The sequence below is a fragment of the Streptomyces sp. enrichment culture genome (assembly GCF_964273255.1).
In the GTDB taxonomy this organism is placed as follows: Bacteria; Actinomycetota; Actinomycetes; order Streptomycetales; family Streptomycetaceae; genus Streptomyces.
Map to the genome: position 1 here is coordinate 3,517,413 of NZ_OZ186835.1, position 14,463 is coordinate 3,531,875.

At 73.7% G+C, this 14,463-nt stretch carries 15 protein-coding genes; 7 read left to right on the forward strand and 8 right to left on the reverse strand.

The window, feature by feature from the left end; all coding sequences use genetic code 11:
- The first annotated feature begins 821 nt into the window (after nt 1–821).
- From paaA to ACSU53_RS15130, 5 genes are read left to right on the forward strand one after another with little or no spacing between them, the layout of a single operon-like run.
- Entirely contained in the window at nt 822–1,988 is a 1,167-nt protein-coding gene (gene paaA / locus ACSU53_RS15110; RefSeq protein WP_437028097.1) for a 1,2-phenylacetyl-CoA epoxidase subunit PaaA, read from the forward strand.
- Entirely contained in the window at nt 1,985–2,275 is a 291-nt protein-coding gene (gene paaB / locus ACSU53_RS15115) for a 1,2-phenylacetyl-CoA epoxidase subunit PaaB (RefSeq protein WP_437028099.1), read from the forward strand. Before paaA ends, paaB begins: the two co-directional genes overlap by 4 nt.
- The gene (paaC, locus tag ACSU53_RS15120; RefSeq protein WP_437028101.1) at nt 2,272–3,060 is read left to right on the forward strand and encodes a 1,2-phenylacetyl-CoA epoxidase subunit PaaC; all 789 of its coding nucleotides are present in this window, start codon (nt 2,272–2,274) and stop codon (nt 3,058–3,060) included. The genes paaB and paaC overlap by 4 nt, the downstream gene beginning before the upstream one ends.
- Nucleotides 3,054–3,617 (forward strand): 1,2-phenylacetyl-CoA epoxidase subunit PaaD, encoded by a 564-nt coding sequence (paaD, locus tag ACSU53_RS15125; protein WP_437028103.1) that lies wholly within the window; start codon nt 3,054–3,056, stop codon nt 3,615–3,617. The genes paaC and paaD overlap by 7 nt, the downstream gene beginning before the upstream one ends.
- Entirely contained in the window at nt 3,617–4,678 is a 1,062-nt protein-coding gene (locus tag ACSU53_RS15130; RefSeq protein WP_437028105.1) for a 2Fe-2S iron-sulfur cluster-binding protein, read from the forward strand. The genes paaD and ACSU53_RS15130 overlap by 1 nt, the downstream gene beginning before the upstream one ends.
- A 345-nt stretch (nt 4,679–5,023) precedes the next feature.
- Here ACSU53_RS15130 and ACSU53_RS15135 read toward each other — a convergent pair whose 3' ends face one another.
- From ACSU53_RS15135 to ACSU53_RS15150, 4 genes are all read right to left on the reverse strand, one after another.
- Nucleotides 5,024–5,353: a rhodanese-like domain-containing protein gene (locus ACSU53_RS15135; protein WP_437033212.1), complete on the reverse strand. Its 330-nt coding sequence runs from the start codon at nt 5,351–5,353 to the stop codon at nt 5,024–5,026.
- Nucleotides 5,354–5,445: 92 nt separating this feature from the next.
- Nucleotides 5,446–6,285 carry a hypothetical protein gene (locus ACSU53_RS15140; protein ID WP_437028107.1) on the reverse strand — a complete coding sequence of 280 codons (840 nt, stop codon included), beginning with the start codon at nt 6,283–6,285 and terminating at the stop codon, nt 5,446–5,448.
- A gap of 364 nt (nt 6,286–6,649) precedes the next feature.
- Nucleotides 6,650–8,161 carry a DUF2252 domain-containing protein gene (locus tag ACSU53_RS15145; protein ID WP_437028109.1) on the reverse strand — a complete coding sequence of 504 codons (1,512 nt, stop codon included), beginning with the start codon at nt 8,159–8,161 and terminating at the stop codon, nt 6,650–6,652.
- 521 nt (nt 8,162–8,682) lie between these two features.
- On the reverse strand, nt 8,683–9,336 hold the full coding sequence (locus tag ACSU53_RS15150; RefSeq protein WP_437028111.1) for a ScbR family autoregulator-binding transcription factor: 654 nt from the start codon (nt 9,334–9,336) through the stop codon (nt 8,683–8,685).
- Between the two features lie 295 nt (nt 9,337–9,631).
- Here ACSU53_RS15150 and ACSU53_RS15155 point away from each other — a divergent pair, with 295 nt between their 5' ends.
- Together ACSU53_RS15155 and ACSU53_RS15160 are read left to right on the forward strand one after the other, a co-directional pair.
- A complete protein-coding gene (locus tag ACSU53_RS15155) occupies nt 9,632–10,549 on the forward strand; it encodes a ScbA/BarX family gamma-butyrolactone biosynthesis protein (protein WP_437028113.1) in 918 nt (305 codons plus the stop codon).
- Nucleotides 10,546–11,499: an NAD-dependent epimerase/dehydratase family protein gene (locus ACSU53_RS15160; protein ID WP_437028115.1), complete on the forward strand. Its 954-nt coding sequence runs from the start codon at nt 10,546–10,548 to the stop codon at nt 11,497–11,499. Before ACSU53_RS15155 ends, ACSU53_RS15160 begins: the two co-directional genes overlap by 4 nt.
- Before the next feature lie 79 nt (nt 11,500–11,578).
- On the opposite strand, the gene ACSU53_RS15165 is transcribed toward ACSU53_RS15160, so the two are convergent.
- From ACSU53_RS15165 to ACSU53_RS15180, 4 genes are all read right to left on the reverse strand, one after another.
- The gene (locus tag ACSU53_RS15165) at nt 11,579–11,815 is read right to left on the reverse strand and encodes a hypothetical protein (RefSeq protein WP_437028116.1); all 237 of its coding nucleotides are present in this window, start codon (nt 11,813–11,815) and stop codon (nt 11,579–11,581) included.
- An 85-nt stretch (nt 11,816–11,900) separates the two neighbouring features.
- Nucleotides 11,901–12,089 (reverse strand): hypothetical protein, encoded by a 189-nt coding sequence (locus ACSU53_RS15170; protein WP_437028118.1) that lies wholly within the window; start codon nt 12,087–12,089, stop codon nt 11,901–11,903.
- Between the two features lie 169 nt (nt 12,090–12,258).
- Nucleotides 12,259–13,566 (reverse strand): ABC transporter permease, encoded by a 1,308-nt coding sequence (locus tag ACSU53_RS15175; RefSeq protein WP_437028119.1) that lies wholly within the window; start codon nt 13,564–13,566, stop codon nt 12,259–12,261.
- Nucleotides 13,563–14,447 carry an ABC transporter ATP-binding protein gene (locus ACSU53_RS15180; RefSeq protein ID WP_437028121.1) on the reverse strand — a complete coding sequence of 295 codons (885 nt, stop codon included), beginning with the start codon at nt 14,445–14,447 and terminating at the stop codon, nt 13,563–13,565. Before ACSU53_RS15180 ends, ACSU53_RS15175 begins: the two co-directional genes overlap by 4 nt.
- Between the last annotated feature and the right edge of the window lie 16 nt (nt 14,448–14,463).

Genomic DNA, 14,463 nt, shown 5'->3' on the forward strand with positions numbered 1-14,463 from the left:
CGGGTGCTGGCGTAGTACCGGCGCCCGCCCGGTGGGAGTCCGGCGAGGAGATGTCACCGGCCGCCGCAGGGCCGTTTCCGGCGGCCTCCGTGGGCTCCAGCGGGTTCGGGCCGCTCGGCTCCGTCGGCCCGTGCCGGGCCGAGGAGCCGTCGTCGTACGCGTCCATTCCGCCCCGTTCCACGCTCAGGTCCCAAGCCCCGCCCCACCGTGCGCGGGTCCGGTCGTCCCCGCGCACCGCCGTCGCCGCCTCGCGGCCGTCGCGGTGCCTCGCGGCACACCACCGTGCGCCGGACGGAACGGTACTCAGCACGGGTAGCACTGGCACAGCCCCGGCGGGCTCCGGTTGCCGTGGCCGTCACCACATCCGCACATCACGGGCCGCACGGAGACCGGAGGGCCGAGGGGCGCGGAGGCGGGAGGACGCGCGAAGGGGAAGCGCGCGAAGGCAGGAAGGGCCGGTCCGGCGGGGAAAGGGCCGGGCCGAGGCGCCGGACCGCAGAAAGGCGGGCCGCACGGCAGGAGCTGGCGGCGGCAGGAGCGAGCGCATGGCAGAGCGAGCGCATGGCAGAGCGGGCGCACGGCAGAAGCGGGCGCACGGCGGGCGGACACGGGCGCGGGACATGGTGCCCCCGCCCGATCCGCCGCGGCCGCGGACGTCCACGAGCAGGTTGTCCACAGCGGTTGACACCTCGCGGTGGCCGTCTCACCATGGAATCGCACGAACCGAACGATCGGTCGGGAGTGACTTCGGAGCCCAGCGGCTCAGAGGCTTGCGGACCGCCGAGCAGTCAGGTCAGGAAAACCAGGTCGAGGGGGATCCCATGGCGACAGCAGCCGCCCGCGATACGACGCGCGGCCCGGTGGACGACGCGATCGACGGCGCCGCCGACACCACCGAGTTCCAGCGCGTGTTCGATGCTGCGGTCGCCGCCGACGAGCGGATCGAACCGCGCGACTGGATGCCGGACGCCTACCGGGCCACCCTCGTGCGGCAGATCGCCCAGCACGCCCACTCCGAGATCATCGGCATGCAGCCGGAGGCCAACTGGATCACGCGGGCGCCCTCGCTGCGGCGCAAGGCGATCCTGATGGCCAAGGTGCAGGACGAGGCGGGGCACGGCCTGTATCTCTACAGCGCCGCAGAGACCCTGGGCACCAGCCGTGACGAGCTGCTCGACAAGCTGCACTCCGGCCGCCAGAAGTACTCCTCGATCTTCAACTACCCGACGCTGACCTGGGCGGACGTCGGCGCGATCGGCTGGCTGGTCGACGGTGCGGCGATCACCAATCAGGTCCCCCTGTGCCGCTGCTCCTACGGCCCCTACGCCCGCGCGATGGTCCGCATCTGCAAGGAGGAGTCGTTCCACCAGCGGCAGGGCTACGAATTGCTGCTCGCCCTGAGCAAGGGCACCCCGGAACAGCACGCCATGGCGCAGGACGCGGTGGACCGCTGGTGGTGGCCGTCGCTGATGATGTTCGGCCCGCCCGACGACGAGTCACAGCACTCGGCGCAGTCGATGGCCTGGAAGATCAAGCGGCACTCCAACGACGAACTGCGCCAGCGCTTCGTCGACATCTGCGTCCCCCAGGCCGAGTCCCTCGGGCTGACCCTCCCCGACCCGGACCTGCGGTGGAACGAGGAGCGGGGGCACTACGACTTCGGCGCGATCGACTGGTCCGAGTTCTGGGACGTGCTCAAGGGCAACGGCCCGTGCAACGAGCAGCGGCTGTCCCAGCGCCGGAAGGCCCACGAAGAGGGCGCCTGGGTCCGGGAGGCGGCAGCGGCCTACGCCGCCAAGCGCACCGCCCCGACCGCGGCAACCGCCACGGCCGCGGCAACCGCCACGGCCGTGACAACCGCCACGGCTGCCGCAACCGGCACGGCTGCCGCGACCGGGGCATCGACGGCCGGGGCGGCCGACGACGCCGGGGCGACCACGTACAACGAGTCAGGCACGTACAGCGAGACGGGAGCGGCCCGCGCATGACGACCCACACCGACTGGCCCCTGTGGGAGGTCTTCGTGCGTTCGCGCCGCGGCCTGTCCCACACCCACGCCGGCAGCCTGCACGCGCCGGACGCGGAGCTCGCCCTGCGCAACGCCCGTGACCTGTACACCCGGCGCGGCGAGGGCGTCTCCCTCTGGGTCGTGCCGTCCTCGGCGATCACCGCCTCCTCGCCGGACGAGAAGGACCCCTTCTTCGAGCCCGCCGCGGACAAGGCCTACCGGCACCCCACGTTCTACGACATTCCCGAGGGGGTGCAGCACCTGTGACCACCACACCGGCGAAGGACGCCGCACCCGCGACGGACGCCACACCCGCAGCCGACACCGCGCCCGCGGCGGACACCTCCGTCACGGCCGCGGCCCTGGCCCTCGGCGACGACGCCCTCGTCCTCTCCCACCGGCTGGGCGAGTGGGCCGGCCACGCCCCCGTGCTGGAGGAGGAGGTCGCCCTCGCCAACATCGCACTGGACCTGCTGGGCCAGGCCCGGATCCTGCTGTCGATGGCCGGGGACGAGGACGAGCTGGCCTACCTGCGCGAGGAGCGGTCCTTCCGCAACCTGCAGCTGGTGGAGCAGCCCAACGGCGACTTCGCCCACACCATCGCCCGCCAGCTGTACTTCTCCACCTACCAGCACCTGCTGTACACCGAACTGGCCTCCGGTGACGGCCCGTTCGCACCGCTGGCCGCCAAGGCCGTCAAGGAGACGGCCTACCACCGCGACCACGCCGAGCAGTGGACGCTCCGCCTGGGCGACGGCACCGAGCAGAGCCACGGGCGGATGCAGCGGGCCGTGGACGCGCTGTGGCGGTACACCGGTGAGATGTTCCACCCGGTCGAGGGCCTCGGCGCCGACCCGGCCGCCCTGGAACCCGACTGGCTGGAGCACATCGGCGGAATCCTGGAACGGGCCACGCTCACGGTTCCCGGCACCCCCCGCACCGGCGCGTGGACGGCCGGGGCGGGCCGGCAGGGCCTCCACACCGAGCCCTTCGGCCGCATGCTCGCCGAGATGCAGCACCTGCACCGCAGCCACCCGGGGGCGGCATGGTGACCGTCACGCCCCTGGAGGCGGAGCTGCTGGAGATCGCCGGCTCGGTGCCCGACCCGGAACTCCCCGTGCTCACCCTGCGCGAGCTGGGTGTGGTGCGCGCGGTGCACGCCCGGGGCGCGGACACCGTCGAGGTGGAACTGACCCCGACGTACACCGGCTGCCCGGCCATCGAGGCCATGTCCCTGGACATAGAGCGGGCACTGCGCGACCACGGGGTCCGTGAGGTCACGGTCCGCACCGTGCTCGCGCCCGCCTGGTCGACGGACGACATCACCGACGAGGGGCGGCGCAAGCTGCGCGAGTTCGGCATCGCCCCGCCGCGCGTCCGGGAGGCGTCCGGACCGGTCCGCGTGGAGCTCGGCCCCACCCGCAGCCGCACGTCCCGGCCGGGGGAAGCACCGCAGGACGGCCGGGAGGAACACCTGGACGCGATCCGCTGCCCCCACTGTGGGTCGGCCGACACCGAGCTGCTCAGCCGCTTCTCCTCCACCGCGTGCAAGGCGCTGCGCCGCTGCCTGGCCTGCCGCGAACCGTTCGACCACTTCAAGGAGCTGTGATGGCCCGCTTCCACAAGCTCCGGGTGGCCGCGGTCGACCGTCTCACCGACGACTCCGTCGCCCTCACCCTCGCCGTGCCCCCGAACCTGCGCGAGGCGTACCGGTACGTCCCCGGTCAGCACCTGGCCGTGCGGCGCACCGCCGAGGGCGAGGAGATCAGGCGTACGTACTCCATCTGCTCCCCCGCGCCCGACGGCCGGGCCCCGGACACCCTGCGGGTGGGTGTGCGGCTCGTCGAGGGCGGTGCCTTCTCGACGTACGCGCTCAAGGAGATCAACATCGGGGACGAGCTGGAGGTGATGACTCCGGCGGGCCGCTTCACGCTGCCGCCCGCACCCGGGCTGTACGCGGCGGTCGTCGGCGGCAGCGGCATCACACCGGTGCTGTCGATCGTCTCGACCCTGCTGGAGCGCGAGCCTCGGGCCCGGTTCTGTCTGATACGCAGCGACCGGACATCCGCCTCGACCATGTTCCTGGAGGAGGTCGCCGACCTGAAGGACCGCTTTCCCGAGCGGTTCCAGCTGGTCACGGTGCTCTCCCGGGAGGAGCAGCAGGCGGGGCTGCCGTCCGGACGCCTGGACCGGGAGCGCCTGACCGCACTGCTGCCGGCTCTGCTCCCCGTGGAGCGGGTGGACGGCTGGTTCCTGTGCGGCCCGTACGGTCTGGTCGACGGTGCCGACCGGGCGCTGCGCACCCTCGGCGTCGACCGGTCCCGCGTGCACCAGGAGATCTTCCACGTGGACGCCGCTCCGGCGCCGGCGGGCAGCCGGGGCCCGGCTCCGGCCCACACCACCGTCACCGCCCGGCTCGACGGACGCGGCGGCACCTGGCCGGCGCAGGAGGGCGAGTCCCTGCTGGACACGGTCCTGCGGAACCGCCCGGACGCCCCCTACGCCTGCAAGGGGGGCGTCTGCGGAACCTGCCGGGCCTTCCTCGTCTCGGGCGAGGTGCGCATGAACCGCAACTACGCGCTGGAGGCGGAGGAGACCGAGGCGGGTTACGTCCTGGCCTGCCAGTCGCACGCGGTGACCGAGCGGGTGGAAGTGGACTTCGACAGGTAACCGCGCCGACCCGGCTCCGCGCCGCCGCATGGCCGCCACAGGTGACTCGCCACAGGTGCATCCGACGCGGGTGAATCCGACGCAGGTGAATCCGATGCAGGTCGATCCACCTGTGGCGGATCCACCACCTGTTCCGGCCCCGGCCTTGGCCGTACCGTCGCCGACGACGGCGCCGGCGACGGGCATCGGACCTTGACGCGCTCACCGGCCCGTGGGGCCCGTGGGGCCAGCGCGTGGGGCTCATGGAGCCCATGGGTGTGGGGACCCGTCACCCGGAGCGTGACTGCGGCGGACCGGCGGGTCCCGGCTGTCGGCCCCGGCGTCCGGCTCCCGCCCGGACCGTGGCTACAGCACGTACCCGGGGGCGCCGCCGTCGGCCACGACGGGGCGTCCGCTGTGCTCCCACGCCTGCATGCCGCCGTCCACGTTCACGGCGTCGATCCCCTGCTGGGCCAGATACATCGTGACCTGGGCCGACCGGCCGCCCGAGCGGCAGATGACGTGCACCCGTCCGTCCTGCGGGGCCGCCTCGGTCAGGTCACCGAACCGCGCGACGAACTCGCTCATGGGGATGTGCAGCGCCCCGTCGGCGTGACCGGCCTTCCACTCGTCGTCCTCGCGGACGTCCAGCAGGAAGTCGCCGTCCTTGAGGTCCGCGACCCCGACCGTGGGCACACCAGCTCCAAGACTCATGTCCCCGACGCTACCGGACCGACCGGGCGCACAGCTCGTGCGCGCTGCTCGGCTGCACGGCCCGGGAACGCGGCTCAGGCCAGCAGCGCGGCCAGCTCCGCCTCCCGTGCGGCGAGCTGCGTGCGCAATTGCTCGGCGATCTCGTCCAGCAGGCCGTCCGGGTCGTCGGGTGCCAGCCGGAGCATGCCGCCGATGGCGCTGTCCTCGAGCTCCTTGGCCAGCACGGTCAGCATCTCCTTGCGCTGGGCCAGCCACTCCAGGCGGGCGTAGAGCTCCTCCGCCGCGCTCGCGACACGCTTCTGCTGCGGTCCGGCCGCCCACTCCTCGGCGAGCGCGCGCAGCTCCGAGGCGTCGCCGCGGGCATAGGCGGCGTTGACGCGGGTGATGAACTCCTCACGCCGGCGGCGTTCCGCCTCCTCCTGGGCGAGGTCGGGATGGGCCTTGCGGGCGAGATCCCGGTACAGCTTCCGGGCCTCCTCCCCGGGGCGCACCCGCTGCGGGGGACGGACCGGCTGATCGGTGAGCATGGCGACGGCCTCGGGGAAGAGCCCGTCGCCGTCCATCCAGCCGTTCAGCAGTTCCTCGACGCCGGGAATCGGGGCCACCTGGGCCCGGGCCTCGTCCGCACGGCGCCGGTCGTCGGGATCGCCGCTGCGTTCGGCCCTCGCCTCCAGGATCCGGACGTCCAGTTCCTCGAGCCGGGCGTACATCGGGCCGAGCTTCTGTTCGTGCAGCCGCGAGAAGTTCTCCACCTCGACGCGGAAGCTCTCCACGGCGATCTCGAACTCGATCAACGCCTGCTCGGCGGCCCGAACGGCCTGCTCCAGCCGTTCCTCGGGCCGACGCGCGCCGTCATCCGTCGGCTCCCGCCGTGCGTCGGCGTCGCCACCCTGATCACCTTGCGAGGTCGTCACCCGGACAGCGTAGGGCACCCACCGGACCAGCGGCGTCCGTCACGGGCGGTGGCCCGGGCGCCCGGCGTCCACCGGCATCCCAACGGCATCCGCCTGCACGCGTCCCGGGCACCCCAGCCATCCGACCTCGCTGAGACGGAGGGGCGGGCCGGGCGGGGACGGGCCAGGCAGACCGGGCACCCAGGCAGGCCGGGTCCGGCGGGCCGGGCGGGCCGGCCTGCCTCCCGCAACGGCTCAGGCACCCGCCCCTGCGTCCCCGCCCCCTGACCGCAGCACGCACGAAGCCCCGCACGAAGCCCCGCGGCGGGCAGCGCAGGAGCGGCCCGAGTCAACGCCCCGCGCCGGCCGTCCCTCCGTCCGAGCCTCAGACCCCCAGTTCGGCCGCGATCCGGCCCGACCGGACCGCCGTCACCAGGTCCGCGTGGTCGGCCTCCGTGCGGTCGGCGTAGCGGACGGCGAAGGCGGCCACGGCCTCGTCCAACTCCTCGTTCTTGCCGCAGTAGCCCGCGATCAGACGGGGGTCGGCGCTGTGGGAGTGGGCGCGGGCCAGCAGGGCGCCGGTCATCCGGGCGTAGTCGTCGACCTGGTCGGCGGCCAGGGCCGCCGGGTCCACGCTGCCCTTGCGGTTGCGGAACTGGCGCACCTGGTAGTGGCGGCCGTCGACCGTCGTCCAGCCCAGCAGGTTGTCGCTGACCACCTGCATGCGCTTCTGCCCCATCACCACACGGCGGCCCTCGTGCCCGGCGGCGCCGGCCGTCGGCCCGCCGGTGGCGTGTCCGTCGGAACCGGTCAGCGGCCCGGCCACCTCGAAGCCGGCGGTCCGCAGGTGGGGAGCGAGGGCCGAGGGGCGGGCCTCCTTCACCTGGAGGACCAGCGGCTCACCGCGGTGGTCCAGGAGCAGGACGACGTACGAGCGGGTGCCCACACTGCCGGTGCCCACGACACGGAACGCCACGTCGTGCACGGCGTACCGGGCCAGCAGCGGCAGGCGGTCCTCGGGAAGCGTCGTGACGTACTCCTCCAGGGACGCGGCCACGGCGACGGCCTCGGCGTCCGGCACCCGGCTCAGCACGGGCGGCGCGTCGACGAAGCGGCGCCCGCCGTCCTCCGTCGCCTCGGTCGACTTGGCGGCGAAGCGGCCGCTGGTGTTGGCCCGCGCCTTCTCGTAGACCCGCTCGAGGGTGCCCAGCAGATCGTGGGCGTCGGTGTGGGAGACCAGTTCCTCGTCCGCGATGGCGTTCCAGGCGTCCAGGACCGGCATCTTCGCCAGCAGCCGCATCGTGCGGCGGTAGGCGCCCGCCGCGTCCTGGGCGGCGGCGCGGCAGGTGTCCTCGTCGGCACCGGCCTCCCGGCCGGCCAGGACCAGGGAGGCGGCGAGCCGCTTGAGGTCCCACTCCCAGGGGCCCTGCGCCGTCTCGTCGAAGTCGTTCAGGTCGATGACCAGGCCGCCGCGCGCGTCACCGTAGAGGCCGAAGTTGGCCGCGTGGGCGTCGCCGCATATCTGGGCCCGGATCCCGGTCACCGGAGTGCGGGCCAGGTCGTGCCCCATGAGGCCCGCCGAGCCCCGCAGGAAGGCGAACGGGGTCGCCGCCATCCGGCCCACCCGGATCGGTGTCAGTTCCGGCAGCCGGCCACGGCTGGACTCCTCGACGGCAGCGACCGCGTCCGGCCGCGCGGCGTCCAGGTCGAGCCGGGCGTGTCCGGCGCGCGGCACCCGTCCGCGCAGCGCCTTGCCGTCCGCCTTGGCGGAGCCCTCGGCGGGCCATCCGGCGAAGCCCTTCACCCGCGGCAGCCGCGGTCCCGCTCCGGCTTCCCGCCCGCCCTGCACCCGCCCACGCTGCGCGGCTCCGACCGCTCCGGCACCCTGTTCGCTCACTGCAGCCTTCCCCCTTGCGAGGGTGCGCCCGCCCGCGCACCGACCCGGCTCGCCGCCTCGCGCCTGCACGGAGCACCGGCAGTGCGAGGAACGGCATCGACGAGGCAGACGCTACAACCGGGGGCCGGAACACGTCACACCCTGTGGACAACCGGCCGAGCAGCACGACGGCGCACCGCGCCCACGGCGGACCGCCCACCCCGCGTTCCGGTCGACGGGCACGAGTGGCTGGTGCTTCCGGGGCCGGGCACGGTCGTCCTTCCGCCCGCCCCCTAGGTGTACGGGCCGGCAACGTCGTCGACGCGGCCGACGGGCGGAGAACCGCGCGGTGCGGTGACGGCGACGCTGCCGGAGGAGAAGGCCGTTGGTCACCCGGCGGTGGTTCTGCCGCCGCCGGCCCCGCTCGGCGTTCCGTGGCAGGTGCGGCCTCTGCCGCGCCCCCTCCGCGTCGGACGGTCCCCCATGCCGGGAGAGACGGGACGACACCGACGCCGCTCAGTCGCCGGGCCCGTCGCCACCGCCTAGCCCGCCTCCGCCATGGGCTCGGCACGCCCCTGTGCGGAGACCCGCTCCGCCCGCTCAGCGGAGATCTCCAGCCGGGCCAGCACCGCCGGCACCGCGACGCCCGGCAGCATGTGGTGGAACAGCACGACCACCCGGTGCTCCAGGTCGCGCCGCTGGCACCGGAGCTGGGACAGGAGCTGCACTCCCGAGAAGCTGGCCACCAGCAGCTCGGCGGTTTCGGTCGGGTCGACGTGCGGCAGCAGTTCGCCCCCGGCCTTCGCCTCGGCCAGGGTGCGGGTGGTCTGGTCGATCCACATCCGGAACGCCGGGGTACGGTCCAGTCCCAGCGCGCCCTGGTCCAGCGCCAGTCCGACACTCGCCCGGACCAGGGGCTCGGTGCGCAGCCGCAGGGCCAGGACCAGCCCCGAGTCGACCAGTTCCTGCAGCTTGCTGGCCTGCGGCGGGAGGGTCAGCGCCAGCTGTTCCTCGAAGACGCCGAGCGCCAGCTCCTCCTTCGACCCGAAGTGGAAGTACAGCGCGCCCTTGGTCACCCCGGCCCGTTCCAGGATCTCCCCGATGGTCGCCGAGGTGTATCCGCGTTCGTCGAAGACGGCCGCGGCCGCCTCGAGGATCGTCCGCCGCGTGCGGATCGCGCGCTCCTGTCGCGCCATCGGGTGCCTCCTGATCTGGCGTGATTCGTGATCGCCCCGGGCCCCCGCGTGCTCGCCCCGGCGGTGCGGGTGCGATGGCGGTGCGGCCGCCGTGTCGTACGGGCGCGTGAGGACATCCTCAGTGATGCGGGGCGGTCTGCGACGCCGATCACTTGGAAAAAAACCGGCTCGTCCGTATCTTAGTGCGAAGTTGACTGGAACCAGGCCGTCGACCTCGGGGGTCTCCATGCCGCAGACAGGTGACTTAAGCACGTCCGCGGAGGGCCCGGCCGGTCTCTCACAGGAGGGTACGGACGTGGCGGCACCGGCAGGCGGCCCCACGCCGGTCACACCGCAACTCGCCCACCGGCCGCGCCTGTCGGACGTCTTCCCCGTCGAATGGGTCCGGATCTCCGCCGACCGCTTCCGGGTCACCGCCCGCTGGCCCGCCGAGCACGCCTTCTTCGCTCCCGTGGACGACCGGCACCATGATCCGATGATCGTCGGCGAAACGTTGCGGCAGACCTCCATGGCCCTCGCCCACGCCGAGTTCGGGGCCCCCGCGGACACCCACTTCGTCATGCGTGACCTGGAAGTGGTGACGGACCCGTCCGGGCTGCTGCTCTCGGAGGCCGCCGAGCCGGTCACCGTCGACGTGGTCTGCTCCGAGGTCCGCCGACGCGGCCGAGGACTGCACAGCATGCGCACCACCATGGAGTTCCGCCGGGCCGGACGGCTCGTGGCGCGCGGCACCGGCAGCACCGGGTGCACCTCACCGGCCGCCTACCGCCGCCTGCGCGCCCGCCAGTTGGCCGCCGTCGGCGCCCGCATACCCCTGCTGCCCGCGATACCGCCCGCCCAGGTCGGCCGCAGCCGCGAGGACGACGTCGTCCTCGCCCCCGCCGGCACGGGCACCTGGCGGCTGCGGGTGCACACCGGTCACCCGGTCCTCTTCCCCCGGCCCAACGACCACGTGCCCGGCATGGTGCTGTTCGAAGCGGCGCGGCAGGCCGCGACCGCCGCCTCGGGCCGGCTGCCCTTCCTGCCGTCCGCCATGGCCGTCGCCTTCAGCCGCTACGCCGAACTGGACTCCCCCTGCCTGATAGAGGCCGAGGTGCTCGACAAGACCGAGGACCAGGCGACGGTCCGGGTCACGGGCCGGCAGAACGAGGAACACGTCTTCACCGCCACCCTCACCGCCGCCCCCGACGCCCCGCTGCAGGCCGCATCGTGACGGTGAACCTCCTGCTCACGGGCGCGACCGGCTTCATCGGCGGCAGGGTCGCCGCGGCGGCGCGGCAGCGGCCGGAGGTGCGCCTGCGCCTGCTGTCCCGGCGCTCCGCGCCCGGGTCGCCGGACGCCGTGCAGGTGCCCGGCGACCTCGCCGATCCCGCCACGCTGGACGGCTGTTGCGCCTCGGCCGACGTCCTCGTCCACTGCGCCACGCGCGTGGACGGCGATCCCGCCGCCGTCACGGCGGTCAACGACCTCGGCACCCGGGCCCTGGTGGAGGAGGCGGTGCGCAGCGGCGTGCGCCGGATCGTGTACGTCAGCACCGCGGCGGTCCACGGCCGCGGGCCCTTCCGCGGCGTACGGCCCGGTGAGGCGCCGGTCGCCCCGGTCTCCGCGACCAGCCGCAGCCGCGCGGCGGCCGAACGGCACGTGCTCGACGCGGGCGGGGTGGTCCTGCGTCCGCACCTGGTGTACGGGGAGGGCGACCGCTGGGTGGTCCCCGGGCTGCTCGCCCTGCTGCGGGAGTTGTCGGCGACGACGCTGACCGGCTGCGACGCGCGTCAGTCCATGATCGACGTCACCACGCTGGGCCGGGCCACGGTGGCCGCGGCGCTGTCCGGGGCCTGGTCCCCCGGCAGCGTCCACTACGTCAGCCACCCCGAGCCGGTCCCCGTCCCGGAACTCCTCGCCGCGGTGGGCACCTTGGCGACGGGACGGCCGGCGGACGGAACGGGCGCCGTGGACGTGCCCACCGCCCTGGACCGCGCCGCCGGTTCTCCACGGGCGCTGCATCACCTCGGCATGCTCACCGTGGACCACTGGTTCGCGGACGACGCCTTCTGGCAGGAGGCGGACTGTTCACCGGGCCCGGGCTTCTCCCGGGCGTTCGCGGAGGCGGCGCCCTGGTACCGGACGTTCGTGGCGGGGCGGCCCGGCGTTCATGGCGAGTAAGTGACGGTCTTCCGGGGCCCGACCGTACCGACCAAGCGGTTTGTCGCCGTGGACGGCTGAGGACGCGGGGGCGGTGCCGTCAGCTTCTGGACCAGCCCCGCAGGACCGGGTTGGCGAGGATGTCGTCGAGGGTTCCGTCGACCGCCGGGGCCGCGACGCCGTCCGGCACGGTGAGCGTCAGCGTCGCCGTGCGGTCGTGGCACTCCAGGAGGGCGGCCCGCCACCCCGGGGGCAGCAGGGCGATCAGGCGGATCGCCGCGGTTTCCGGAGGGGCGCCGTCCGGGCCGCTGATGCGGACGGGGTGCTCGTTGGGCATGGAAGCCTCCAGGAGGATGGTTCCGGCCGGGGCCGCTCGGGGGGCGGGGGCGGCCCCGGCCTGGGGCGAACGCCGTGCTGCGGGATCAGCGGGTGCGGCGGGTGCGGCTCAGCTGGAACACGCACGCGATCAGGGCCAGGAGCAGCACGGCGCCCAGACCGTACCGGACCGTGTTCTCCATGTCGCTGGTGATGACCGCCACCTCGGCACCGCACAGGATGGCGATGAGGGCGGCGTACAGGACGGTGTTGCTGGGGCGGTTGGTGTCGCTCATGACGTGTCTCCTCGGGGGGTTGTTCCGGTCCTTCGGACCGGGTGGACGGGGTGGGTCCGCCGATGCCCGGCGGGGATGCCGCCGGCCGGCGTCTGGATGGTAGGGACGCGTCCGCGTCCGCCGGAGCGGTTCCGGCCAGGCCGGGCGGGAGTGCCGCCCGGCGCCCGGCTCAGTCGTCCAGCTTGAAGGCCTGACGGAAGGACAGCTTGCGGCCGGTCTGCATCAGGGCCCTGCGGTAGACCCGCTCGGCGGCCAGGACGACCAGGGTGGCCGCGCCCAGCGAGACGAGCAGCGAGGCCGCGGGCTCCCACCAGGCGGTGTCGCCCGCGATGATCCGGGCCGGCATGGTGATGGTCGAGGTCAGGGGGGCGAAGGACAGGACACTCTGGGCCGTCCCGGTGGCCGTGATGCCGGCCACGAAGACGACGGCGACCAGGGCGTTCACCGGGGTCGTGGTGGACTGGATGTCCTCCGTGCGGGTGGCGATGGCTCCGGCTGCGGCGAACACGCAGGCCAGGACGGCGATCCCGACCACGTAGTAGACCAGGAACCAGCCCAGACCCGTCGTGACCTGCCCCAGGGTGCCGCTCTCGCCGGTGGCGACCAGACCGATCACCGCGGCCGCCGTGAACGCCACCATCTGGGCCAGGGCCAGCGTCGTACTGCCGACGATCTTGCCCACCAGCAGGTCCCGCAAACGGATGGATCCGGCGATGATCTCGACGATCCGGTTCTGCTTCTCCTCCACGATGCTGGTGGCCAGCGAGACGCCCAGCAGCACGGCCGCGAGGTAGAAGAGGAAGCCGAAGAAGTAGGTGGCCATCCGCACCACGGTCTCGGGCGTCTCGTCGGGCGACAGCAGTGTGTGCTGGAGCGTGGCGCCCTCGGCCAGGGTCTCCATGTCGGTGCCCGCGGCGGCGGCGTTGGCCTCCAGCGCGGCCGTCTGCACGGCGGCGCCGATCCAGGTGGCGGCGGTGGAGTCGCTGTCGGTGTCGCCGAGCAGCGTCCAGCCCTCCGACGTCCTCAGCAGCCCGGCGTCGACGTCGCCGGAACGGACCGCGTCGCGCACCGCGTCCGGGGAGGACTGCGCGCGCACGCTGATCTCGATGTCCTGGTCGGCGCGGTCGGCCAGTGCCTCCGCCTGCCGGACCAGCTGGTCGGCGTCGGTGGAGACGGCCGCGACCGTGATCTTCCCGACCGTGGAGGCGAGGTAGACCTGCAGTCCGACCGCCCCGAGGATGACGGCCAGGGTGGCGACCGTGGAGAGCAGGAAGCCCCGGTCGCGGATCTTCACCGCGATCTCCCGCGCGGCGACGATCGGCCAGGCGGACGGCTGCCGCTTCTTCGGCGCCTTGTGCGGTCCGCCCGCTGCGGGCGCGGGGCCGGCGGTGGTGCCGCCCGGCTCGGTGGTCCCGGTGGTCCCGGTGCTCACGTGCTCTCCGGTGTGCGCTGCGGTCTCGGTGGTGAGCGTGGTCATGCTGCCGTCATCTCCCTGAACACGTCGGCGACACTGGGGACGATCTCGGCGAACTCCCGTACCGGGCCCCGGCGCAGTGCCTCCGCCAGGAGCCGGTCGGCCACCTCGTCGGTGGCGAGTTCGAGCAGTGCGGTTCCCTCGCTCCGCTCGATGACGTCGACGCCCTCGACGTCCTGCAGCCAGCCGGTGGACCCGGCGGTCACCAGGCGGTGGCGCACCCGGCCCCGGCGGCGCAGGTCCCTCGCGGTGCCCTGGGCGAGGACCCGTCCCGCGGACTGGATGACCAGGTCGTCGCAGAGCCGCTCGACGAGCTCCAGCTGGTGGGAGGAGAACAGGACCGGAACGCCGCGGGCGGTGTGCTCGCGCAGCAGCTCGGCCATGGAGTCCACCGCGTGCGGGTCGAGGCCGGAGAAGGGCTCGTCGAGGACCAGCAGGTGCGGTTCGCCGATCAGCGCGGCGGCGATCTGCACGCGCTGCTGGTTGCCCAGCGACAGCGACTCCAGGCGGGCGTCGCGCTTGTCCCCCAGGCCGAGCCGGTCGAGCAGCCCGGAGGCCGAGTCCTGGGCGGCGCGGGCGCTCAGTCCGCGCAGCCGGCCCAGGTAGACCAGCTGGCTGAGCACGGTCTGCTTCGGGTAGAGCCCGCGCTCCTCGGGCATGTAGCCGAAGCCGCGGCGGTCCTCGGCGGTGACCGGGCCGCCGTTCCAGCGGATCTCGCCGCCGTTGAGGGCCAGGACGCCCATGATCATGCGCATGGTGGTGGTCTTCCCCGCGCCGTTCCCGCCGACGAAGCCGGTCATCCGGCCGTCGTCGACGCGGAACGACACCTGGTCGACCGCGCAGTGGTCGCCGAAGCGACGTACGACGTTGTCCAGTTCCAGCATCGTTCGGTGTCCTCCC